This is a genomic window from Actinomycetaceae bacterium MB13-C1-2, from assembly GCA_035621235.1.
In the GTDB taxonomy this organism is placed as follows: Bacteria; Actinomycetota; Actinomycetes; order Actinomycetales; family Actinomycetaceae; genus Scrofimicrobium.
In genome coordinates, this window is record CP141731.1 from 2,115,067 (window position 1) to 2,137,527 (window position 22,461).

At 56.5% G+C, this 22,461-nt stretch carries 26 protein-coding genes and 1 tRNA gene; 6 read left to right on the top strand and 21 right to left on the bottom strand.

Translation table 11 applies throughout. The features are described from left to right. Positions 1 to 181 precede the first annotated feature (181 nt). Genes U6G28_09435 through U6G28_09445 form a run of 3 tightly spaced genes read left to right on the top strand, consistent with a single transcriptional unit; the run spans position 182 to position 3,632 of the window. On the top strand, positions 182 to 928 hold the full coding sequence (locus U6G28_09435) for a succinate dehydrogenase cytochrome b subunit (GenBank protein WRS29735.1): 747 nt from the start codon (positions 182 to 184) through the stop codon (positions 926 to 928). After that, positions 925 to 2,880: a fumarate reductase/succinate dehydrogenase flavoprotein subunit gene (locus U6G28_09440; protein ID WRS29736.1), complete on the top strand. Its 1,956-nt coding sequence runs from the start codon at positions 925 to 927 to the stop codon at positions 2,878 to 2,880. Before U6G28_09435 ends, U6G28_09440 begins: the two co-directional genes overlap by 4 nt. Further along, entirely contained in the window at positions 2,877 to 3,632 is a 756-nt protein-coding gene (locus U6G28_09445) for a succinate dehydrogenase/fumarate reductase iron-sulfur subunit (protein ID WRS29737.1), read from the top strand. Before U6G28_09440 ends, U6G28_09445 begins: the two co-directional genes overlap by 4 nt. Positions 3,633 to 4,083: 451 nt before the next feature. Here U6G28_09445 and U6G28_09450 read toward each other — a convergent pair whose 3' ends face one another. From U6G28_09450 to U6G28_09460, 3 genes are all read right to left on the bottom strand, one after another. After that, positions 4,084 to 4,983, bottom strand: coding sequence for a nucleotidyl transferase AbiEii/AbiGii toxin family protein (locus U6G28_09450; GenBank protein WRS29738.1), 900 nt, complete (start codon positions 4,981 to 4,983; stop codon positions 4,084 to 4,086). Next, the gene (locus tag U6G28_09455; protein WRS29739.1) at positions 4,980 to 5,561 is read right to left on the bottom strand and encodes a type IV toxin-antitoxin system AbiEi family antitoxin domain-containing protein; all 582 of its coding nucleotides are present in this window, start codon (positions 5,559 to 5,561) and stop codon (positions 4,980 to 4,982) included. Before U6G28_09455 ends, U6G28_09450 begins: the two co-directional genes overlap by 4 nt. 272 nt (positions 5,562 to 5,833) lie before the next feature. Continuing rightward, the gene (locus U6G28_09460; GenBank protein ID WRS29740.1) at positions 5,834 to 6,412 is read right to left on the bottom strand and encodes a DUF402 domain-containing protein; all 579 of its coding nucleotides are present in this window, start codon (positions 6,410 to 6,412) and stop codon (positions 5,834 to 5,836) included. A 224-nt stretch (positions 6,413 to 6,636) separates the two neighbouring features. On the opposite strand from U6G28_09460, the gene U6G28_09465 reads away from it, so the two are divergent. Next, complete coding sequence (locus U6G28_09465) at positions 6,637 to 8,160, top strand: ATP-binding protein (protein ID WRS29741.1); 1,524 nt, start codon at positions 6,637 to 6,639, stop codon at positions 8,158 to 8,160. Between the two features lie 218 nt (positions 8,161 to 8,378). On the opposite strand, the gene U6G28_09470 is transcribed toward U6G28_09465, so the two are convergent. From U6G28_09470 to U6G28_09490, 5 genes are all read right to left on the bottom strand, one after another. Further along, on the bottom strand, positions 8,379 to 8,582 hold the full coding sequence (locus U6G28_09470; GenBank protein WRS29742.1) for a transposase: 204 nt from the start codon (positions 8,580 to 8,582) through the stop codon (positions 8,379 to 8,381). A gap of 29 nt (positions 8,583 to 8,611) precedes the next feature. Then, positions 8,612 to 9,220: a hypothetical protein gene (locus U6G28_09475; protein WRS29743.1), complete on the bottom strand. Its 609-nt coding sequence runs from the start codon at positions 9,218 to 9,220 to the stop codon at positions 8,612 to 8,614. A gap of 130 nt (positions 9,221 to 9,350) precedes the next feature. Beyond that, entirely contained in the window at positions 9,351 to 9,626 is a 276-nt protein-coding gene (locus U6G28_09480; GenBank protein ID WRS29744.1) for a hypothetical protein, read from the bottom strand. Continuing rightward, complete coding sequence (locus U6G28_09485; GenBank protein ID WRS29745.1) at positions 9,627 to 9,758, bottom strand: hypothetical protein; 132 nt, start codon at positions 9,756 to 9,758, stop codon at positions 9,627 to 9,629. A gap of 126 nt (positions 9,759 to 9,884) precedes the next feature. Then, positions 9,885 to 9,958, bottom strand: a tRNA-Pro gene (locus U6G28_09490). A gap of 202 nt (positions 9,959 to 10,160) precedes the next feature. Here U6G28_09490 and U6G28_09495 point away from each other — a divergent pair. Further along, a complete protein-coding gene (locus U6G28_09495) occupies positions 10,161 to 10,676 on the top strand; it encodes a hypothetical protein (GenBank protein ID WRS29746.1) in 516 nt (171 codons plus the stop codon). Here U6G28_09495 and U6G28_09500 read toward each other — a convergent pair. The 4 genes from U6G28_09500 to U6G28_09515 all read right to left on the bottom strand — a co-directional run bounded on the left by U6G28_09500 (position 10,659) and on the right by U6G28_09515 (position 12,970). Then, positions 10,659 to 11,042, bottom strand: coding sequence for a CrcB family protein (locus U6G28_09500; protein ID WRS29747.1), 384 nt, complete (start codon positions 11,040 to 11,042; stop codon positions 10,659 to 10,661). The two genes, U6G28_09495 and U6G28_09500, sit on opposite strands and share 18 nt — an antisense overlap. Next, on the bottom strand, positions 11,039 to 11,479 hold the full coding sequence (locus U6G28_09505) for a CrcB family protein (protein WRS29748.1): 441 nt from the start codon (positions 11,477 to 11,479) through the stop codon (positions 11,039 to 11,041). Before U6G28_09505 ends, U6G28_09500 begins: the two co-directional genes overlap by 4 nt. Beyond that, on the bottom strand, positions 11,467 to 12,012 hold the full coding sequence (locus U6G28_09510) for a universal stress protein (protein ID WRS29749.1): 546 nt from the start codon (positions 12,010 to 12,012) through the stop codon (positions 11,467 to 11,469). The genes U6G28_09505 and U6G28_09510 overlap by 13 nt, the downstream gene beginning before the upstream one ends. Before the next feature lie 115 nt (positions 12,013 to 12,127). Then, positions 12,128 to 12,970 (bottom strand): DUF72 domain-containing protein, encoded by an 843-nt coding sequence (locus U6G28_09515; protein WRS29750.1) that lies wholly within the window; start codon positions 12,968 to 12,970, stop codon positions 12,128 to 12,130. A 98-nt stretch (positions 12,971 to 13,068) separates the two neighbouring features. On the opposite strand from U6G28_09515, the gene U6G28_09520 reads away from it, so the two are divergent. Further along, positions 13,069 to 13,695: an NUDIX hydrolase gene (locus U6G28_09520; protein WRS29751.1), complete on the top strand. Its 627-nt coding sequence runs from the start codon at positions 13,069 to 13,071 to the stop codon at positions 13,693 to 13,695. A gap of 3 nt (positions 13,696 to 13,698) precedes the next feature. Here U6G28_09520 and U6G28_09525 read toward each other — a convergent pair whose 3' ends face one another. The 9 genes from U6G28_09525 to U6G28_09565 all read right to left on the bottom strand — a co-directional run bounded on the left by U6G28_09525 (position 13,699) and on the right by U6G28_09565 (position 22,359). Next, positions 13,699 to 14,715 carry a Dyp-type peroxidase gene (locus tag U6G28_09525; protein ID WRS29752.1) on the bottom strand — a complete coding sequence of 339 codons (1,017 nt, stop codon included), beginning with the start codon at positions 14,713 to 14,715 and terminating at the stop codon, positions 13,699 to 13,701. 64 nt (positions 14,716 to 14,779) lie between these two features. After that, the gene (locus U6G28_09530) at positions 14,780 to 16,366 is read right to left on the bottom strand and encodes a hypothetical protein (GenBank protein ID WRS29753.1); all 1,587 of its coding nucleotides are present in this window, start codon (positions 16,364 to 16,366) and stop codon (positions 14,780 to 14,782) included. Beyond that, on the bottom strand, positions 16,344 to 17,060 hold the full coding sequence (gene cmk, locus U6G28_09535; GenBank protein WRS29754.1) for a (d)CMP kinase: 717 nt from the start codon (positions 17,058 to 17,060) through the stop codon (positions 16,344 to 16,346). Before cmk ends, U6G28_09530 begins: the two co-directional genes overlap by 23 nt. Beyond that, complete coding sequence (locus tag U6G28_09540; protein WRS29755.1) at positions 17,057 to 18,208, bottom strand: prephenate dehydrogenase; 1,152 nt, start codon at positions 18,206 to 18,208, stop codon at positions 17,057 to 17,059. The genes cmk and U6G28_09540 overlap by 4 nt, the downstream gene beginning before the upstream one ends. Position 18,209: 1 nt before the next feature. Beyond that, the gene (locus U6G28_09545; protein WRS29756.1) at positions 18,210 to 18,959 is read right to left on the bottom strand and encodes a pseudouridine synthase; all 750 of its coding nucleotides are present in this window, start codon (positions 18,957 to 18,959) and stop codon (positions 18,210 to 18,212) included. A gap of 3 nt (positions 18,960 to 18,962) precedes the next feature. Further along, positions 18,963 to 19,607, bottom strand: coding sequence for an SMC-Scp complex subunit ScpB (locus U6G28_09550; GenBank protein ID WRS29757.1), 645 nt, complete (start codon positions 19,605 to 19,607; stop codon positions 18,963 to 18,965). After that, a complete protein-coding gene (locus tag U6G28_09555) occupies positions 19,591 to 20,460 on the bottom strand; it encodes a ScpA family protein (GenBank protein WRS29758.1) in 870 nt (289 codons plus the stop codon). Before U6G28_09555 ends, U6G28_09550 begins: the two co-directional genes overlap by 17 nt. Positions 20,461 to 20,468: 8 nt before the next feature. Further along, positions 20,469 to 21,326: an AAA family ATPase gene (locus tag U6G28_09560; protein ID WRS29759.1), complete on the bottom strand. Its 858-nt coding sequence runs from the start codon at positions 21,324 to 21,326 to the stop codon at positions 20,469 to 20,471. Between the two features lie 76 nt (positions 21,327 to 21,402). Next, positions 21,403 to 22,359, bottom strand: a complete 957-nt coding sequence (locus U6G28_09565) for a site-specific tyrosine recombinase XerD (GenBank protein ID WRS29760.1) — start codon at positions 22,357 to 22,359, stop codon at positions 21,403 to 21,405. Between the last annotated feature and the right edge of the window lie 102 nt (positions 22,360 to 22,461).

Genomic DNA, 22,461 nt, shown 5'->3' on the forward strand with positions numbered 1-22,461 from the left:
CCGTTTTCTCGATACCGGATATTCGATCTATTGGAGTCTACTTGCAGCCATGCCTGGGACCTTGATACCGGTTGCTGTGGCTACGTGAAGCACGGTACTCAAAAGTGCTTCTTTCTTGAGGTGATCCTCCTGATTTGCATCGGGAAGGGCAGTAGGTTAGGTGACAAGGGAGGCACGGCAAATGGAGACTATGCGCCTAAGGCGAACCCGGCGAGATCGACTCCGCCCCTCCTCCTGGCTGCTCAAGGTGACGATGGCCGTCACCGGGTTGATCTGGGTTGCATTCGTTCTCATTCACTTGTTCGGAAACCTCAAGGTCTTCTCGGGTGCAGAGGCGTTTGATTCTTACGCCCGTTGGCTGAGAACTGCCTTCTATCCGTTTCTGCCTAAGGGATTCTTGCTTTGGACCATGCGGATAATTCTTATCATCTGCTTGCTATTGCACGTGATGTGCGCATACATCTTGTGGTCACGCGGACGCAAAAGGGGGTCAAGGACGACTCGACGTTCAGTTTGGAGTAGACCAACGGAGGGACAGTCCAAAATCCAAGCTGTCTCGGCAGCACTGATGCCCCTCACCGGGGTCTTGATCTTCGCGTTTATCATTATCCATATTCTTGATTTGACTACGGGGACGCCTCCAGTTGCCACTGAGCAGTTCGTCGCCGCGACGACTGAGACCTCGTCTGCGTATGCCAATCTGGTCGCGTCAATGCAACGTCCGGTGATGGCCGGTATCTACGCGCTGACGATGGCTCTGCTTGCAGTTCACGTTTTTCATGGGGTGCGAACGGCGGCGTCTGACCTGGGAACAACCGGCCACAGCTGGCGGCAACTGTTCCTTTGGACTGCCGGACTGTGTGCCCTCGTAATTCTGCTTGGAAACGGCACGATTCCGATCCTGGTCCAACTGGGGGTGATCCAGTGAGAATCAGGCAAAAGCATGGAAAAGCCCCCGCTATCAACTCAAATATTCCGCCCGGAGATCCAGCCACAGCGTGGGATCGGCGCCGCGCCGAATATCGGCTCGTTAGCCCACTGAAACGGCACGACTACCGGATCGTTGTCGTTGGAACGGGGCTCGCCGGAGGCGCAGCGGCAGCAGCCCTCGGCGAACTCGGATATGACGTTCAAGCAATCACCTACCACGATGCGCCGCGGCGGGCGCACTCGGTCGCGGCTCAGGGCGGCATTAACGCAGCGCGCGAAGGTGCCTTGGATGCCGACTCTTTGACCCGGTTCGTGAAAGACACCGTAAAGGGGGGTGACTTCAGAGCACGCGAGGCAGAGGTTTTCCGCCTGGGTCAAGAGTCCATGCGCGTCATTGACCACCTGAATGCACTCGGCACCCCGTTTGCTAGAGAATATGGCGGAACACTTGCGACACGGTCATTCGGTGGTGTCCAGGTTTCGCGGACGTTCTATTCGAGGGGCCAGACGGGACAGCAGCTTCAGATTGCGACCGCGGGGGCTCTGCTACGGCAGGTCAATCGCGGAACCGTGACGCTTCATCCCCGCACCGAACTCCTCGACCTGGTGGTCGAGGACGGGCGCGCACAAGGAGTGATTGTTCGGAACCTTGTGGATGGCACTGTCTCGGCTATACCAGCTCATGCGGTGGTACTGGCAACCGGCGGATACGGATCGGTCTTCTACTACTCGACCCTCGCCATTTCTTCCAATGCGACCGCGGCATGGCGCGCGCACAGACGAGGGGCATGGCTCGCCAACCCCTCGTTCGTGCAGTTTCACCCAACGGCATTGCCGGTGAGTTCACCGTGGCAGTCAAAGACGACGTTGATGAGCGAGTCGCTGCGCAACGACGGGCGCATCTGGGTCCCGAAGAAAGCGAATGACTCGCGGGACCCGTTGCAGATTCCTGAGTCCGAACGTGACTACTATCTGGAGCGCAAGTATCCTGCTTTCGGCAACCTGACTCCGAGGGATATCGCCTCAAGAGCCGGATCTGAGCGGATTCGCTCTGGCTACGGCGTCGGCCCGATGAAGAACTCCGTCTACTTGGACTTTTCGGCGGCCATGAAAACAAAAGGGAAACCCTACTTAGCGGAGCAGTACGGGAACCTCTTCCAGATGTATCAAAGTGCGACGGGCGAAGATCCGTATGCAGTTCCGATGCGAATCGCCCCGGGTGCCCATTTCACCATGGGCGGCCTTTGGACCGACTACGACCTCATGAGCAACATTGAGGGACTGTTTGTGGGTGGCGAAGCCGGTTTCACCTACCACGGTGCTAACCGCCTCGGAGCGAACTCCCTATTATCCGCGGCGGTTGACGGTTGGTTTGTATTGCCTCTTTCGGTTCCCAACTACCTCGCCGGACTCAGCGACCAGTCTCTCCCAGATCGGCATCACCATGCATTTGTCGCGGCGACGAGGAATGTTGAGGACCGTGTACGAAAGCTTCTTTCGGTGGGTGGCAACGCTCCGCCTGAACAGTTCCATCGAGAACTTGGAGACATCCTGTACGCGGGAGTTGGAGTTGAACGGAACGAAGCCTCACTGCGGGAATCACTTGATTCTGTAATACGTCTTCAAGGAAGGTTTTGGCGGGAAGTGTCGGTTCCGGGCGGCAGACACCATGTCAATCAGACACTGGAGCGCGCGAGCCGTGTCGCGGACTTCCTTGAGCTTGCGGAACTAATGATTGTTGATGCCCTGCATCGCGAGGAATCATGCGGAGCACACTTCCGAAGTGAGTATCAAAGCGATGGGGAAGCTCTAAGGGACGACGAGCACTGGTCTTCGGTGAGCGTCTGGGAAAGCATGTCCGATTCATTACCGGAACGCGCGAGGTTTCTCGCCCGCCAGGAGCCGCTGGAATTCTCGGTAGTAGAGCCGGAGATAAGGAGCTACAGGTGAGACTCCGAATCCAAGTTTGGCGCCAATCCCCTATCGATAATGGTCATTGGGAGACGCATGACTTGAATGACCTTTCTCCTGGAATGAGCATTCTGGAAGTGCTCGACAGGCTCAATGAATTGTTGGTGGCACAGGGTGACGAGGCGATTGCGTTCGACTCGGATTGCCGTGAGGGAATTTGCGGGGCGTGCGGCATTACTGTTGACGGCCAAGCGCATGGTGCAACGGCGAATGAGCCGAGCTGCCATCAGCGTCTCTGGTCGTATCAGGACGGACAAACGGTTCGGCTCGAACCGTTGCGAGCCGGGCCTTTCCCCGTGCTAAGGGATCTGATGGTCGATCGTCAGGCACTTGACGTGATGATCATGGCCGGTGGGTTTGTATCTGTGAACGCAGGAGCGGCACCTGAGTCAAATGATCTGCCGGTTGGACACGATACCGTTGAAGACGCGCTCGACTTCGCGGCTTGTATCGGCTGTGGTGCGTGCGTGGCAGCTTGCCCGAATGGTTCAGCGAACCTCTTTCTCGGAGCGAAGCTGAGGCATCTTTCCGAACTACCACTGCCCTCTCTTGAACGCGATCGTCGGGCCAAGGAAATGGTTGCCACTGCGGATCGGGTGTTCGGACCCTGCTCAAACTATGGCGAGTGCGCGATTGCCTGCCCGGCGGGAATTCCGCTCGCGGCCGTTTCACAGGTCAACAGGGAAAGACTACGCGCGGCTTTCCGCTCACTGCGCAAGGTGAGGAAGTAGCGGCCATAAGCCACAAATGGCGAAATACGTGGGCATTCGTGGCGGGTTCATGACGGCTCGGGGCTGACCGTCATCAGGTAACTGGTGTCGCTCAATGGTCGAAGCTGAAGCTTGGCGACATCAGGATGGAGACGTCTCTTTTGTGTCGCCATGTCTTATGAAAAGGGCGATTGAGTGTGTCTGGAGTGGGGTTTGAATTGTTGCCCAACCGCCTTGCAAGCATGCGGTGCATGACGTATTTTGGCCGAAGTAGCTCGGCACCCAAAATCAAGGAATCGGACGATTCACTGGGTCTGGTTACATACGGTAGTTTCTGACCATTTGCGGTTGATTTCGATGACAATTCGATGACCACGAGTCAGAACTTACAAAGCCAGATCGCCGGTTGATCCCAGACGATTCCCTACTAGGCGACGTTCGTGCCGACCGTCTATTGGGTAGTGATCCACATTCAGGTCCAGGTCTGTAAGCGAGGGTTCCATTCTCCTGTGGCTGTGGTGGACAGTGTTGGATCGGAGAAGTTGGCGACGGCGGCGAGTACATCGGCGAAGTCTTCGGGCAGTTCGTCTTCGCGGGAAGATCGGATGCGCCATGCCTGGTACTTCCGTTGTGACCGTTCCTTCATCGGCGTGAGCGCTGGTAGGAGTGGTGTCAGCGGCACTTTACGGTACTCAGCGACCGCATCCAGCGATGCGCGGAGCGTGTCTGCTTGGACTGCGTGGAGTTGCGTGAGCGTGTAGACATCGGCGAAATCGCGCCAGCGGGTATTGGAGAGACCGCGGTCGATGGCGGTGATAATCTTTCCTGCCAGAACCATGCTCAACGGGTAGCCCAGCAACTTTACTGGTGGGAGTCCAAGGTTCATGACGCGCGGCAGGTCAATGAGTTGGGGTGCTGGCCAGATGGGATCACCGAAGTTGATGTCCATTCCGATTGTCAGTCTGGCAGTGCCGAGCATCGCTACTAGTTTGACTCGAACACCGGCGTACTCGTCGTCGTCACGTATCGTTGTTGCGGTAACACTTTCGGGATCGAAGACGAGCCCGTCATCAACGTGCAGTGCTGCAATGTCGCGTACTCGTTCGGCAACCTCGTCGGGGTTGCCGTCCAGTCGCGTCGCTTGCAAGTCAATGTCTTTTGTTGGTCGGCGCGCGGCGAAAGCAGCCAGGAGCACACCGCCCTTGAGAACGAAGTCCTCGCGGTACTCTGACAGCGCGATGCGTGTCAGCAATCCTTCCAGGGCGTACAGCGTCATGAGCTGTTGCACATCTGCGCCGGTCTGCCGGGCAACTTTCCGAATCGCGATGATCGCGTCACCTGACGGACTGCCGTGCTGCGGGCTCGGAGTCATAGGAGAACCTCCAATGCTTGTTGTATCGAAGGGCGCGCCTTTGGGAACTGCTCGGCCATCGTCAAAAGGGCTCCGGGACTATTCTCTCGTCCACGCAACCACTGCCTAAACGCACCATAGGCCAGATCGGTTCCCCAGCTATGACGTAGACGGAACAGGTCAATGAGAGTCCGCTCAGCGGAGTACAAGCCGATCCGCGAACCACCCGGCAGATCATACTCGCCCCGACCGATATTGAAGGTATCAACATCGAAACGATGCCACGCGACAGGTGCGTTACAAACAGTAACCGGTTGTGTGCCACGCGGGATCGCAACGTCACTGCGAACAGGAATCTCGTCAGTCAACTCATGCAAAGACAATGCGGTAAGCAAGCACAATGTCGCATCGGGATTCTTGGTGGCAATCGCAACCCACGCAGCGGTTGTGTCATCTGCTAACCCAGAGCGCAGGAACAAGCCCGGAGCGATACGCTCGAACTCGCCCGAGTCAATCAATCGGTCAAGCCCATACCGCGTAAGCCCGTATGCGGCAAAGTCCTTATAACTCAACAGATCGGGCAATGTCATAGTTCCCATCGCCACCTCCATATCAACAGAATCCGCTACACATCAAGCATATCTGTAATGTGTTCTGTTGGCTAGCAACCTGCCTTGCTGACTGCGGTGGTGGACGTGTTGAACACAATCCTGCGGTCGCCGCAGGATTGGTAATCCCGTCTCGGAGCGTGAACTCTGGAGTTTCATGCCAAGTAGCGACGAGTTCGAGGCGCTCGGGTAGTTTTCCGATCAGAGTGTCTTGGGTGCCAAACTGAAGCGGTGCATTTCACATCCAAAAGAAAACGTAGAAACTAGCGCTCAACTTTCATAGAGATCTGAGCCAAATCCGTAGGCAACAACACCTCCCCTAACATGCGTGCAGTGGCGAACTCAGGAGGGAAATGAACCATTGGCTCGTCAAAAGGACAATCAGCTCTAGAGGCGCTGGCTGCTATGTCCTCGGCAACACCGTATATTCTCTCAGCTTCCGATACTCCCCAGTACCTCTCTGTCCCCGTTTTCTCCCGAAATGATTCTTCGTCCTTAAAAGCAACCTGGCGATCTATATCGATCAAAACATCGAGCTCGTAGTCTGTGACGACTATGGCCCCATCAACAAAAGAATGTTCCTCTAGATTTACGTACCATCCTGAGAAATTGGCATCACCATCATAAGTAGACCACACAGAATACTGCTCATTGAAGGGGAAGAACACTAATGCGTTCCCCATCCTCCATTCTCCTTCCACCATTGCATATCCGCCTGCGGGCCGATTTGAAGGCGGAATATCTCTTAGGTGAAGCTGATTTGGAATGTGTACACGAAGCATCTCACTGCCAAGGCTAACGGCCACAAGAACGCCTGCTGGTTCACTTCGCACAATTCTCATTGGAGCAACCTGACTGAGGTGTCCGCCGATATAAAGGTGCCAATTCAGAACCGACTTTGCCATAATCTCGTGTGGCCGTTGTGTGAGTGGCAGATTTAATCCTCTCTTCTAGTTTGCTATTGAAGCAACTGCACGCAACACGGTCAACCTAACGCGTCTGTGCGTTCCACGAAAAGCAGGAATAGAAACGTTGGTATCACGCGCTGCCCACATAAAATAGTCTTATGATCTCCGTCGATGGCCGCACTGACCTAGAAAAGCTCCGAGAACTCCTCCTCTCCCCGGAAGAAACCCATCTAGAGTTCAAATCAAAGCTCAACTTGAAGGAGAAGAAAGGAAGCCTGGACTTTGTCAAGGATGCAGTGTCGATGGCAAACCGGCATCCTGGCGGCTACATTCTCATCGGAGTGAACGATGACTCCACACCCTCTCTCCCCATCGGCTCTATCAAGGACCGGAGCGTATTCGATAGTGCGCGCCTCGGCGATCTCATCCGCAAATACATCGAAGGCGAAATCCATATCGTCTCCCAGTTCCACGAGATAGACGAGCAAGAGATCGTTCTCATCTACGCGAGGGCCGGTGGAGATGGGTTGCCGATACCTATGTCCACCGTGGGCCAGTATGACGATCCGAAGAAGGGCTCCACGGTAGTCTTCCGCAAGGGTGACATTCTCATTCGAGAAGGAGCTGCCAACGTTCCGTTCAGGCACGCTCATTGGGCTGAACTTCTCAAAGTCCGTGATGAACGAATACGCGCAGAATCTACCCAACAGACGAACGACCTCATCGCAGAACTGGCGAAAACCCTCCGTGCGGCAGGAACCTTAGGTGTTGGGTTAACACCTCTGGCAATGGGTATGGCAGAAGAGGCGTTCTATGAATCACTCACTACCCATCTCGACCGCAGGAATACAGCCGCTGTCAAGCAATTCTTAGCCAAAACCTGGGCGATCATGGGCAGCGAAAGCTACCGGGAGGAAGTGCTCAACAAGATCACGATCATCGCAGTATCCGCCTTGTCTTGCGACGACCTTGCGCTTTTCAAACTGACGACAGACAAGCTTTTTGATCTGTACTCCACTTACGCGCGGCATGATCCTCAACTTGGTCTGGACATAGTGAACCGCATCTACATCGTGGGTAGCCTCGCCGTTCGCATGAAAACGTGGGAAGTCATTCCCCAGATGACAATTCGGCCGTTCTCTGAGTACGACGACGGCTACGCCTACACTTCATGGATCCGACACGGCCAAGTGGAAGCCACTCGCGCAAAGCTCTTTCCCGGCGAGGTAAAGGGACTTATGATCTCCATCGCTCGCGACCTGATGAACAAGCACGAGCATTTTAGACCAGACATTCCCAATGAAGCCCTGCCCAAAGACGAGAATGTAACAAATCACGACCTGATGCTCGACTCCTTGTGCCAGTTCGACATCCTCTATTGCCTCACTGTCACAGCCAATCCCAATGAACATGAGAGTGGCTTTGGCTTCGCCGCATATCCGGCATCCGCTGCGTTCAACCAAACCAGAGTGGATCCTGCATTTGTTCTCGTTGTGCGTGACCCGCGAGCACGCAAACAACTCTTCCCACGAAACAACGATGCCCAGATCGCACGAGCGATAAAGGACGTGTTCGCCATGGCACAAAAGGAATCGAGCTTCTCGGCAAATCATTGGTGGCATCTGCCTGACGCAGTTCAACAGTTCGTTGACGCGCACAAAGACTCACGGCCCGACAAGTGACAGAAAGATCGTCCTCGTAAACTGAACGCGAAAAGGGCAATAGCACCACGCAGTTCCGAACGCTTCAGAGAGTCTTGCCCACTGCCAGCAAGAAGTTCATCCACGCCCGCGCCCGCGAGGACAGCGACTCCTAGTGCAACGAATAGCCCCACGCGGGCTTTGGCTGCACCGTGGGTATTCCCGGTCGCTGCTGATTGCCCACACGATGGCGCAGATGATTATGGAGAGGACTGCGCTGATTCTGAAGCAGTAACCCCTTCCTGCTCACCGGACTCAATCCGAGCTTTACGCATCCATTTATCCAAAGTCCCAACATGAATCCCGAAATCCTCAGCGATCTGGACCAGCGTCACATCCGGCTCACGATTCTGAGCGACCCGAACCACATCCAAACGGAACTCCTCAGAGTACTTATTAGGCACAACAACATCCTTCCAGGCCAGCAACCAAACTAGCCACAACAGATGTCACCTATCCCTTCAGCAGACCCGGTTAGGTCTTCTCGGTTGTTGCGGTGTACATGGATGAGGCAGCGCTGCACTCTGGTCTGGTCGCCCCAGAGGGTTTTGATGGCTTTGAGGGTGCCGCTGGCCCCGTCAACAGTGACGACTCGTGGGGGCGCCAACCCACTGATCAACGCCTGGTAGGCGGCGGAGGTTTCACTTGTGGCCCACTGCCAAGCAACGACCTGTCTCGCCTGGTTGCAGGCGATTAGGAGGGTCCACCGGTAGGCGATTTGGGTGCCGTCAAGGAAGAGTTGATCATAAATCTCCCCAGTGGCAGGCGGCTTAGGAACGGGGACGGTCCAGCACCACGCCAACTCCCGGCGAAGCGTCCGGCCCGACTTGGTCCCGTCCATTTCGGCCTGGCTCGTCTTGCCGCTTATGTAGGAGTGGAACAGATTCCATTGGGCTTCTTCGGTGATGTCGGGGCGCCTCTTGGTAGTGGTCGCTCCGCATTTGGTGCATCGCCAACGCGCTCGCCCGTTCCGGGTGCCGTTACGTTTCAGGCCCGGTTGCCCGCAGGCTTCGCATTTACGCGTTGTTGCTGGTCTTCCCATGTTTGGAGAGAACCAACACCACGCTTAGCACACAAATGCGTCAATACCGGGATTTCCAGGACTTTACTGATTCGTAAGCTAGAAAAGCTTAGCGATCCCTACTTTCCCGCACCATCACGCGAGAAACCCCCTAGTTTAGACACCACATCTGGCCGGTTCCCCCAAAGCCCGCCCACCAGCTGAAACCATCGAGGAACTCAATGAACTTCTCCAACAGTTCCAAACCATCTACAACACCATGCGCCCCCACCGCTCCATCGGCCGACGCACCCCAGCTGTTGTTTACCAAGAACTCCCCAAAGCCGAACCAACCATCAGCGAAAACGGGAAAACCTGGCGAACCCGACACGACAAAGTAGGTGCCAGCGGAGTAATCACCTACCGGTACGCCGGAGAACTCAAACACCTAGGCATAGGCCGCGAACACAAAAGCAAACAAGTCCGCATCCTCGCCAGCGGACCAGAAACCATCATCATCGACCGCACCAGCGGGGAAATCCTCGCTGAACACACCATCAACCCCGACAAGAACTACCAACGAAAAACCCGCGGATAAACGAAGTATGTCCCGCAACACAAGCGAGCAATGACGCGCAACACAAACCCGCTATTTCAACAAAAAGGCGGGACATAAAACGAACTATGTCCCGCCACACCACAACGGTCGGGCTGACAGGATTTGAACCTGCGACCCCTTGACCCCCAGTCAAGTGCGCTACCAAGCTGCGCCACAGCCCGCTACCTTTCGGCTCATCAACTATAGGTCAAATGGTCGGCTGCTTCCGAATCCGGTTACTGTCGTGTATGCCTCATTGCGGTGTGCTTGTTGTCTTTCCTAGTTCAGCACGGTGTAGCGAGCGCTCGGACGTCTGAGGTTACCTATCTCCTTTCAAGTTGGTAGCCTCTAAGAACCTCTTTCGGCCAAAAGAATGGACTGAACATGCTCGACGAACGAGAAGCACTTAAGGGCGCTCAAGAAGCCGTTGGCGATGACAAGGTAATCGAAGTCGCGATTGCCTTTCCAGTGGGAACGACACGCAAACAGGCCGGAGCCTACGGCGAGGGCGATGCGGTCGGCGCTGTTGCCGGTGTCCTGGGCAAGCTCGGACCGCTCGGCATGGCAAATGCCGCCGCCGGTGCCGGTAGCATTGCGGGTCTCATCAACCAGAGAAGAATGGAAGAAGAGGAGCCGGCAGCCTCAATTGTTCTCGCTTTGACCGACACCAAGCTCTACCTACTCGGTCGACATAAGCTGGGCCCACTGGCCTCGTTCAAGAACCTCACCGTGATGGAAGCTCTTGATCGCGCTAGTCTCACCGTCGATTTCGAGCCGGCTGGCGTAACCAAGCATTTGATTCTCAACGACTCAGAGACCGGAGAAACCTTCACATACGAGGTAAAGCCACTGGGGAGCGGAGTCGCTCAGCTAGTCAAGGACCTAGACCAGGGCCAGTGACAATCCTGAGCCAAGCCACATTCCCAGAGTTGACGCGACTAGGCAGATAGCCAACATCCCTCCTGCGTGGACAAGAGCCGCGAGATAACGGCGTTGTTTTATCAGCCTTGCGCCCTCAACCGAAGCGGTACTGAAGGTCGAGTATCCACCCATAAGGCCCACTCCAAAGATCGAAAGTAGTGCAACGCTGTTAGTGGCACCAGACACGAGTCCGGTGAGTAGACCCAAGAAAAAACACGCGGTCACATTTACAACGACGGTGCCTACCGGGATGGAAACCTTGCTGCGAGTCGACACCCAGTTATCCACCGCAAAACGAGTCGCTCCTCCGACGCCGCCGGCGAGTGCAGTTAGAAACAGGATCATTTCTCTGCTCCCCTCGCCAAGGTTGCACGGTGGCGCAGGTCGGCTAGTACAAGGCCGAAATAGGCCGCGGCCACACCTAGCATAATACTCACGAGTGCATAAAGACTTGCGAGCGGAATCTGACCTGCTTGTGCCACCTTGTCTATCTCCAGCACGAAGGTGCTATACGTGGTGAATCCGCCGATGACTCCTGTGCCAACACCGAGACGGACTGTGCGACGCCATCCCGTGTCTTCACCTCCGAGAGTCAAGAATTCAAGCAGAAAACCGAGAACGAGACTCCCGACGATATTTATCCAGAATGTTGCCCAGGGCCACTGCCCTGATTCCGGGGGGAACGCCCCCTCAATCACCGCGCGCAATAGTGTGCCGACCGTAGCCCCAGCACCCACGAACGGAACGAAATAAAGAACGCCGACACGCCTCACTTCTCCCACTTGCTTGCCGCGTCCTTCCAATCGACCACGCTGAGTGGAACGGTAAGAACGGGTCGGTGCTGGTGCTGGGCCAAATGCACGGCAACCGAACCCTCGAAGAACTCTCTTATCGCCTGAGTTCGCCCCTCCGCTCTGCTACCGACCACTATGACCGCCGCATTGACCGCGCGCGCGAGGTGAGTCAGTGCCCTGTCAGGTCGACCCGCGAGATATCTGAACTGCCAAGGAATGTTGGTTCCGTCCATGCTCTGCTCGAGTCGAGCCTCGATGGCTGCTGATCGCTCCTGCCAATCCTGGTCGAGGCTATCCGGGTTCAAGGCGACGTGCCTTACCGAACCGTCGAGCAACTCCTCGTGCACATATCTGGACGGATCGGCATAGGCGAAGTAGATTCCGTTACTACCAGACGCCCGCGCGAACGAAATCGCAGTCGCCACAACGAGGTCGGGTTGATTCGGTACAACACCGACTACGATCGCGTTTCCAGCAAATGGGGTTAGCCGATCAAGTGACGGCTGAGGAGGATTGTGCATCGTCACGAATCTTTCTGGGCAGGCCGCTGTCTACCCACTCGGGGTTCACAGGAAGCCATCAGCCACACGGCGGTTCGAGCACTCGCTCAGGCGGGATCCATCACCTCGCCTGATACTACATCTCGGGCAGAGTCTCTTGTGCGGGCATTTCACCCCGAAGTACTTCTGCCAGGCTCATCGCGTTATATGGGGCGCGACCACCGGCGGTGTTATCAAAGTAGCAGTACACGTCCCTGCCTTCCTGGAGTAGCCGGGTCATCGCGCCAGCCCACACCGCGAGCTGTTCATCGGAATAGTCGCTGTAGTACATCTTTGGGGTGCCGTGTAGTCGGAAATACGCGAATGAGGCAGTGACTTCATGGAAGATTGGAAAACGGTCGGGATTGTCCGAGGTAACCATCGCGACGTCATGCTCCTTGAGGATTGCCACGGCTTCGGGATCACTAAACGTCTGGTTCCTGGGCTCGAGGGCATAGCGCAGCTGTACTGAGCGGTCCGGGGCCGACACGCCCGCAATTCCTGCCGCCTCCGCCGTCGTTGCCGGTAGCTGTTTCAGGAAGTCGTTCAGGGTTGGTGCGTCGAATCTCAGCGAGGGCGGTAACTGCCAGAGGACCGGCCCAAGCTTGTCACCAAGTTCTAGCAAGCCGGAAGCGAAGAAATCACTCAACGGCTTTTCCACGTCCCTCAGCCTCCTAAGATGGCTGACGGTCTTCCAACCCTTTACCGCGTAACGAAATCCGTCCGGCACTTCGCTCGCCCAGTTCTGGTAGGTCGAGGGACGCATCAGGCCGTAAAACGGCCCATTCAGTTCGAGCGAGTGTATTCTTTGCGCAAAATACGATAACTCCAGTCGTTGGACCAGTCCTTTCGGATAGAACTTGCCGCGCCACTCCGGATACTTCCAACCCGAAGTTCCGATTCGCGCCAAACCTTTGGGCTTCGATGCCATCTCGTTCATGTAGCAAGTCTGCCTGGCCGAGTGCTGTTCAGCGAGTTTTGCGCTCAGCATTTACACCCGAGAAGACGTGGAGACAGGCACGCGTTACCGTTGATCCCATGGTAGAACTTGATCATCGCGTTGTCTGGCCGATTCGTTCTAGGGAGGTCCTGGGGACGGGATCGGTCTCCTCATTCGTTGAGGAGACCGTAGAGACCCCAAACGGCGAGGTGATGAAACGACAGTTCGTGACTCATCCTGGCGCCGTCGCCATCGTGGCTTGGAACGAGGACGACGACACCGTTGCCGTTGTGAACCAGTACCGCCACCCGGTGCGCATGGAACTGGTCGAGGTTCCCGCAGGGCTTCTTGACGTCAATGGCGAGGACTATCAAGCGGCAGCCGCGCGCGAGTTGGCGGAGGAAGCCGAACTAGCGGCGGCGAGATGGAACGTTCTCACCGATATCTTTACGACTCCCGGAGGAAATGAGGAGACGCTTCGCATTTTTCTTGCCCGTGATCTGTCTGCCGTCGAACGGCCGGCAGGCTTCCAGCTAGAAGATGAAGAGGCCGTCATGACGAGCTGCTTCGTCCCCAGAGATGACCTCGTAAAGTACGTGTTCGAAGGGCGAGTTCAATCCCCGACACTGGTCGGTGGGGTTCTTGCTCTTGAGGTGGCCCGGCTTCGAGGTGACCTTGATAAACTACGTCCCGCCAATGCTCCCTGGCTGGCGCGCGACAGGTAAAGGTTAGTCGCCTAGCTGTTCCAGTGCTGTTGCCGACGGTGCGAAAAACGTCGTGCCCGTCAGTGGCGTCGAAAAGTCAAGGATTTGGTCATGCAACCCTGGAGGATCCCCAATGAACATACGTTCGAGCATTCTTTGAATCACCCAGTAGTACCTGGCATAGCCGATGAAATAGGTTCCGTAGACACCCTCGGCCGCTGAGCCGAACGGCATGTTGTCGCGGAGAATATCGAACTCTTCTCCGGCCTCATTGATCGTGTTAAGAGTCTTGTGTGACTTCTGCCCGTGCGTCGCATCCGGCAGCTCAATGTTTTCGACCTTGGTGCGCCCAATGATGGCTTCCTGCTTCTCGACTGATTGACCGCCCCAGTTCTTCAGGTCATGGTCATACTTCTGAACAACAACGTATGCTCCGCCCTTCCCCGCCGGGTCCTCCTCCCCCACCAGAGTTGCCTGAGGCAGATGCGGACCGACAGGATTGGCAGTACCATCAACGAAACCCAGTAGGTCTCTTTCGTCGAAGTATCGAAATCCTGAGACCTCGTCCTCAACCTTCACCGAGTTCCCGAGCTTGTCCAGAAGGATTCTTTCGAACTCAAAGCATACGTCGGGTCGGTTCGCGCGAATATGGAAAAGCAGGTCACCTGGAGTTGCGACAGCCGTGTGAGAGGCGCCGGCTATTTCTTCGAATGGGGCAAGTTCCCTGGGTTTGGGAGTGCGCATGACATCGTCCCACACCCGCGATCCGATTCCGACGGTACAGTACAACGAGCCGTCCAAGTCCCTGAAGTGGACAGTCTTAATCAGTCCGGAAAAGTCCGAGAGCACGTCGCGGATAGTATCGGCCGCACCTGGAGCATCAGTCATCGACACGACCAGGAAGATCGCGTTTGAGGTGAGAGTGGAGTCGATGTCCTGTGGCAGACCGGGGATCGGAGATTGAGTCCTCGCTTGAGTCGCAACTTCCGCCGGCACAAAGTTCGGGATTGACACGTTTCTATTCGGTATTGGGCTGCTCATGATAAGAGGTTACGACTCCCCTGCTCTTCTCGGTTGCGAACGGGCATTAGTTGCCCCACAAATATCACTTCCACTGTAGGAATGTCCATGTGGGGACGTGCTTTTCGTCGAGAGTGCGAACAGCGAGGATGTCCCCGCTCACCTTGGGGCCAGAGTCGGCCGGACCCGCGGGAAGTAAGTAGACGGATCCTGCGTCGTCCTCTGCCTGCGTCGGATCAAACAGGTATGCGGGACGATCTGGCGTCATTCCGGATTCTAGTTGGGCCCCGTCTGACTCTCCCGTAGTCGCCAAGTTGCCCCAGACGACAAGGCTCGCACCAGCGCTCGGAACCACAGGACCATCCGTCTGAACAGCGGCAACCAAATGTGACGAATCCAAGTCCCAGATCATTAGCCACGCCCCTGGCTTCTGTGCGTCGGGTTCTTCGCCTTCCAAGGCGGAAGGCTCCACGGAAACCACTAGATATCGGGCAGAAGCTGACATCGAAGCGACTTTCCACTGGTCGCCGTCATCGATTATGAAGATCGGATAGCTGGTTTCTCCATCCGTCCAAATAATTGGAAGTACGGGGTTTGTATCGCAGGCCTCACCGCTCGCCGCGCCGCAGACGAAATCTATCGTTGTTTTCCAGCCATCAGACTGCTCGGCCCCGGAAACCGACTGTGTTTCCTGCTCGGTGAGAAGAGTCTGAGGTTCTCCCTGCGAGACAAAAATCCCTCGGGTGTACACGGGGTCTGCCTCTGCCAGCAGGTCTGAACCGAGATAGACCGCCGCTCCGGGCGAGTCTAACTCCACTCGGAACAGAGCGCTAGAGTACTCGCTACCAAGGTCTTGAGGCACCTCTAGGTCTTCAAAGCTAGAGCCTGGCTCTGCGGTTTCAATAATCGAGGTTGGAAGGGAGACCGAAGCCAGCACATAGCGGCCGTTCGTGGACAGGGTTGGAGATGTTTCCATTCGCACGAACGATTCGGTCGAGTTTGTGCTCAAGGAAGACGATGAAGCGAGTTCTTGGAGCGTCCCCTCGTCTCGATTCCAGCTCATCAGGGACCAGACATCATCGGTCTCGCCCTTGGCTAACCAGACTACGGCTCGATCTGAAGAATCGGCTGCAAACGCTGTCAGAGTCTGATACGGAACACCGTCAGCCAGGTAGTTCGCAGCCGCAATGCCGGGGAGGGCAGACAAAGAAGTGAAGCCGTCCTCTGGCGTGATTATCCCGACTTCGGGAAGGGATGAGTCTTCATCAATCCCCATGCCAAACCCGCTACCTTCAGTAAGAAGAGTCAGAACGTTTGGCGGTACTTCCGCCTGTGCGGAACCAAGTTCGACGATCTTCTCTTGGTCATCCTCAGCATGCGTTTCGCTCAAAATCTGAGTATTGATCTCGACCGAAGGTTCCGGCGCCCAGATGTCGAAAGGTAACTCTGAGATATCTTGAGCGACGAGGGGCATGACACTTGGACGGACGCTATCATCCCACTCCGGGGCATCGTCTTCGTCCGCTGCGCTAGCGCCGTCCGACTGTGAGGACTGTTGATCGCCAGACTCCGGAGTTGGTTCAGAAGAGCTACAGCCAGCAATCAGTGACGTCGCGGCCAAGATGGTCGTTCCCGTTACGATCAGTCGCTTACTGCCCACTCTTTTCAACATGCTCCCCTTTGATCGTCGCTACCATCCCAATCACGGTATCGACAACCTCGTCAATAGTCATATTCGAGGAATCAATGACCGTTACTCCTTCGGCTGGTTCCATGAACTCGGAGACCAACGAGTCGACCTGGTCACGTCCTTCGACCAGTGACCTAGTCTTCTCTAGGAGTTCCGGGGTTGCCTTGCCATACATCTCAAGGGTACGGCGTCTGACCCTGGCTTCCGGGTCAGCTAGCAGCAGAACCTTGACGTCGGCGTCCGGACAAACAACCGTAGTGATGTCCCGTCCTTCAGCGACCATGCCTGTCCCAAGGTCGCGGGCGGCCAGCATTTGTCGACGTTGCTCCCCAGCCATCCATTTCCGAACTGGGATTAAGCCCGCGACAGTGGAGACGTTCTCTGCGACGTCAACTTCTCGAATCTGTGTGGTCACCTCGTCGTCACCGAGATAGAAACGCGGCTCATCCACCGTGCCCTCAAACCGAAACTTCATCTGATCGGCCTCTTCAAGAACCTGGGCTACATGATCTAGAGGAATCCGCTGTCCCAAGCAGGCGAGTGTTAGTCCTCGGTACATGGCTCCGGTGTCGAGGAATGCAACGCCCAGCCTTTTGGCAACAAGCTTAGAAACGGTCGATTTGCCTGATCCAGCAGGGCCATCGATCGCAACCAGTACTCCCTTGGATTCACTCACTGCTGATCCCGTCCCGCTATCCGCCAGCCACGCTCTGTCAATGCCTTAATCGCTGTATCGAGTCGCTGGGGCGCCACCATGATTCGGGCGAGGCCAACCGGCTGACTGACAGAGTGATCCAGAGTCAGATCTTCAATGTTGACACCCGCAGAACCAAGGTCGCTAAATAGCCGTCCCAGGTTGCCCGGTTCATCAGGAATCAAGACTTCTACCGTTGACCAGCGCTTTGGAGCGCTTCCGTGCTTCCCGGGAATTCGCCCGACTCCCCGATTACCGGCGGCCACGACGTTGCTGATCGCTGCCGTGGTTCCGGGCGCCACCGGCATATCCGGCATCGTATCTGTATCTATGAGGCGATCGATCAGCGCATCTAGGTCGCCTCGTAGACTAACGAGGATTTCCGCAACGGATTTCGCGTTGCCCGCGATGATTCGAGTCCACAAGTCGGGATCGGATGAGGCGATGCGCGTCGTATCCCTCAGTCCCTGTCCGGCAAGTGCCAGGGCATTTTCGGGGGCTTCAGCAAGACGCGCCGCAAGCAGGCTTGAAACGATCTGTGGGACATGACTAACCAGGGCAACTGCCCGGTCGTGTTCCTCAGGTTCCAGCGTGACTAGAACCCCTCCCAGATCCCCAGCTAGATTACGAACCGCCAACTGGACGTCATGACCGCTCCACCGCGTCGGAACGCTCACCCAGGGTCGGCCGTAGAAAAGGTCTGCCTGAGCGCTGGAGGCTCCCGAACGGGATCGGCCTGCCATTGGATGAGATCCCGCGTAGCGCGACATCAGGGATTCACGGTCGTCGCCGGTCATCTCAACAATGTCGTCAATCACCGACTGCTTTACAGATGCCACGTCGGTGACATAGGCGGACGGGTATTGCCATAAAGCCTTCGCGACCTCCGCCCCAACAACGTCGGGCGGAGCGGCAACGACAACCAGGGTAGGATCTCCCTCGCCGGGGAGCGTACCCGCACCCATATCCATGGCCAGTGCAAGCGAAGTTGGCGAGGGGTCTTTCATCCAGACCTCAACGCCTCGCGCGCGCAGTGCCAGACCAATAGAGGCGCCAATCAACCCCGTCCCAACAACCAGTACCGGTCCCCTGGTGGCCGTGGGGCCCACTGAAGCATTAGGACTTTGCATCTTAGAGGCCAACGGCATCGTACAGAGCCGTTAGATCATCGCCCTTGATACGACGCATCGTCCCCGGTTGTAGTCGCTCAAGCCTGATCGGGCCAAATCCCGTCCGGACCAACTCACTAACCGGGTATCCGACCTCTTCCATCATTCGTCGCACCATACGGTTACGTCCCTCATGGACTTTGATCTGGACCGCGGAGATGTCTCCGAACACGTCCTTGACCGTGAACGAGTCTGCCTTTACAGGGCCATCCTCCAGCAGCACGCCCTTCATCAGCTTCTTCCGAACCCAGGGTTTGACCTCGCCGTGAACTCGCGCCACATACGTCTTTTCGATTTCGTACGAGGGGTGCATTAGTCGATGGGCCAGTTCCCCATCATTCGTGAGTAGCAGCAGCCCAGAGGTATCGATATCGAGTCGGCCGACGTTGTAAAGGCGTTCCGGATACTCCTCAAGCAGATCAGCGATGCACGGTCGCCCTTCCGGATCGCTCATGGTGGAAACCATGCCCTCGGGCTTGTTCACGGCCAGAACAACATGGTGCGCGGACTCCGTGACAATTCGACTACCGTCGACATGAATTGCTTGTTTTGCCGGGTCAACCCGAGTGCCGAGCTTGCGGACCACAGTGCCGTCCACGCTCACGCGACCGTCAAGGATCATCTGTTCTGAGGCGCGCCGGGAAGCCACACCAGCTTGAGCGAGCACCTTCTGTAGACGCTCTCCACTTTCAACATGTGGATCATTCTTCATGGCCTATGCCTCCGTCTCTGTATCAATGTCATGGACACTCTCGGGTCCGGGCATAAAGGGCGCAAGCGGCACCAGCTCCGAGACATCTGATAGCCCCATCCGCTCAAGGAAATGTGTCGTAGTTCCGAAAAGGTGAGCGCCTGTCGCGGTGGTTCCAACCTCTTCAACCAAGTCACGCGCAAGAAGGGTTCGAAGAACGCCGTCAACGTTCACCCCTCGTACCCGTGCGATTTGGCCGCGAGTCACCGGCTGCCGGTACGCAACTATCGCTAAGGTCTCGAGTGCCGCCTGAGTAAGTTGCGCGGTCTCGGCACCCGCGACAAAACTGCCAACCCAGGGAGCCCATTTGGATCGAGAGAAAATGCGCCAGCCGTCATCAAGGAAGCGCAGTTCAAAGCCGCGCTGGCGTCCGGAATCCTCGCCGTCATAGTCTCGCTGAAGACTTCTCAGCGCCTCTTCCACCTGATCCGGTTTCATACCCGTTGCCAATGAGAGAGCACTGGTGCTTACCGGTTCTGCCGTCACCATCAGGATGGCCTCGATCGCGGGGAGAAGATCACCATCATCAAGTCTGAAGGCTTCTTCCATCTCGCTGCGAGCTTCCTCGAACAGATCGGCAGGGGCATCATTATCAGGCTGATTCGTCATCACTCCCCCTCACTGCCAAGACTGCGTCCGCTTCGGCCTGAGGCAACGTACCTCGTCGTTTCTCACGCCATGTGATTAACAGTTTGCCCATTGGTTCTGGCTGGTCAAAACTGACCCTGCCTCGTCGATAGAGTTCAAGGAGGGCCAAGAAGCGAGTTACAACGATAGCCGGTATCGTGGCACCTTCGATCAGCCGTGCAAAAGTTGCCGATCCCTCACGACGAAGGTGATCGCGTACCACCTTCAGTTCCTCGTCCAGCGAAGCACTGATCCGCGCAACGTGCTCAGCGAGATCGGGACGAGGCTTGCTAGTCAAAGCAGCCTCAGCAATCAGTGCAAGTTGCTCCGGTGTCGTGGACCAACGCAGCTCAGGGAGCATTGAAGCATACGGCTGCTCAAGGGGGACGGCGCGGGGAACGCCACCTGCGCTGGTACGCCAGAGCTCAGAAAGCACCGCCGCAGCATCCTTGAACGCTCGATACTGAAGAAGTCGGGCGAACAGTAGATCGCGAGCCTCTAGATCCTCTGCGCTGGGTTCTTCGCCGGGAATTTGCGGTAGCAACGCGGCTGCCTTCATGTCCAGCAGGGTGGCGGCAACAACAAGGAAGTCGGTCGCCGACGACAAATCTGGTGACCCGCGCAAGTACTGGAGAAACTCATCAGTGACGGCGGCTAGGGCCACTTCTGTCAGATCCAGATCATGTCTAGCAATCAACCGAAGTAACAGATCAAAAGGGCCTTGAAAGTTATCAAGATCAACCTCGAATCCCCGAAGAGTCTGGGGCCCGAACGTTTCTTCTGTCGGGGTGACGGCCGTGTCGGCGGAGTTCTCTTGGGGTTCGACCGAGGCCATCTGGGCGCTTATGGTACTTCCCCGCGTTGGACCATCTCTCGGGCTAGTTGCAGGTACGCCTTGGCTCCCTGGTGTTCTGGCGCGTAGGTGATGATCGGTTCGGTCGCCACACTGGCGTCAGGGAACTTAACTGTTCGATTGATGGTCGTTTGGTAGATGAGATCCCCGAAGGCTTCGTGTAGGCGGTCGAGAACCTCGCGCGAGTGAAGTGTTCGGGAATCAACCAGGGTCGGGACGATACCGTCGATCTTAAGTCTCGGATTGATTCGGTCCCTAACCGTCTCAATGGTCTCCACCAGCAGTGCCACTCCACGCAGAGCAAAGAACTCAGTCGCGACCGGCACCAAGACGCCGTGGGCCGCAGTGAGCGCATTGACAGTCAGCAGACCGAGTGAGGGCTGACAGTCAATGAGGATGACATCGTAGTCGTCAAGCAGAGGTCGGATCACTCGGGCAAGGGCTGACTCGCGGGCTACCTCATTGACAAGTTGCACCTCGGCCGCGGACAGATCAATGTTCGCCGGGAGGACGTCCAGATTCGGGAGCCGAGTGTGATGGACCGCCGCGTGCACGTCATTCTTTGGATCGAGGAGCAAATCGTAGACGGTGGTATCCAAGTCAAGGGCATTGATTCCAAGGCCAACCGAAGCCGCACCCTGGGGATCGAAGTCAACGATTAGGACCTTACGGCCATACTCGGCTAATGCGGCCGCCAGATTTATCGCTGTGGTCGTCTTGCCAACTCCGCCTTTTTGATTACAGACGGCAATAACACGTGCGGGTCCATGACCATCAAGGGGCTGCGGAATGGGGAATTCATCCTCGGCTTCTACACCGACTAGCGCGGGTTGGTAGTCATTACTCACGCGCCCAACTCTACCGCCAACCGCGACCCAAAACCGGCTGGCGCACCGAGAGCATCACGGGGCCTACCGCCGCAACCTACGCACGTGGATGAGTTGAGCGATAGACCTCTGAAAGAAGGGCGGGTGAAAGCTTGGTATAGATCTGAGTAGTCGACACGCTTGAGTGTCCGAGGAGCTCTTGAACCTCTCGAATCGAGGCACCGCCCTCCAGGAGGTGAGTGGCAAAGGAATGCCGCAGTGTGTGAGGAGAGACAGCAGTCTGAATGTTTGCTCTTCGAGCGGCTCGGTCAATGATCTCCCAGGCTGACTGCCTTGAAAGTGCTCTCCCGCGCAGGTTAAGGAACAGTTCAGGCACTCCCGTCCCCTTAGCGGCCAATGCGGGTCGAGCGCGCGTCGCGTAGGCACTCATGGCGCGAACCGCATGATCTCCAAGTGGAACTAGCCGCTGTTTGCGTCCCTTTCCGAACAGACGGACAACCGCGAACTCGTCCTCAATATCCATGTCATCAGCGGTCACTCGAATCGCCTCGCTAACACGAGCACCGCTGGCATACAGGAACTCAAGTAAAGCTGAGTCTCGAAGTGCGACTACATCACCCGGCTCCGCGACTACGTCGAGGAGTTTTCCTACATCCTGAACGGACAGTGCTTTCGGAAGGGGCATCGAGCGCTTGGGACTCTTTAGCGCAGCGGCCGGGTTCTCACTGGTGATTCCCTCACGCACCAACCATTTGTGAAATGACTTCACCGCTGATAGGCACCTACCTATCGAAGAGGCGGCTAGCGGACCATGATTCTCTGTGCCAAGGCCGAGAGAGACCAGGAAGGACTCGACCTGGCCAGAATCAACCTGTCCCCAATCGAGACTGGCGCCCACCTCGGCCTTTTGTGTCTCAGCGATAAACTGAGCGTATCGATTCAGGTCGCGTGCGTAGTTGCTTAGGGTGTTTGGCGAGGCGCCTTTGGCGACACTTAGATCACTGAGATACCAATCGACTTCGCGACACTCTCCCCGAGCAACATCAGCAGCCATTTGTCCCATCCCTGACAATCAAAACGGAAAGCAAATCGTTCTTCGTCCGTGGTCTAAGTCGTCGAATACCGCGGGTGAAAGATAAGCTTTACATGGATATAT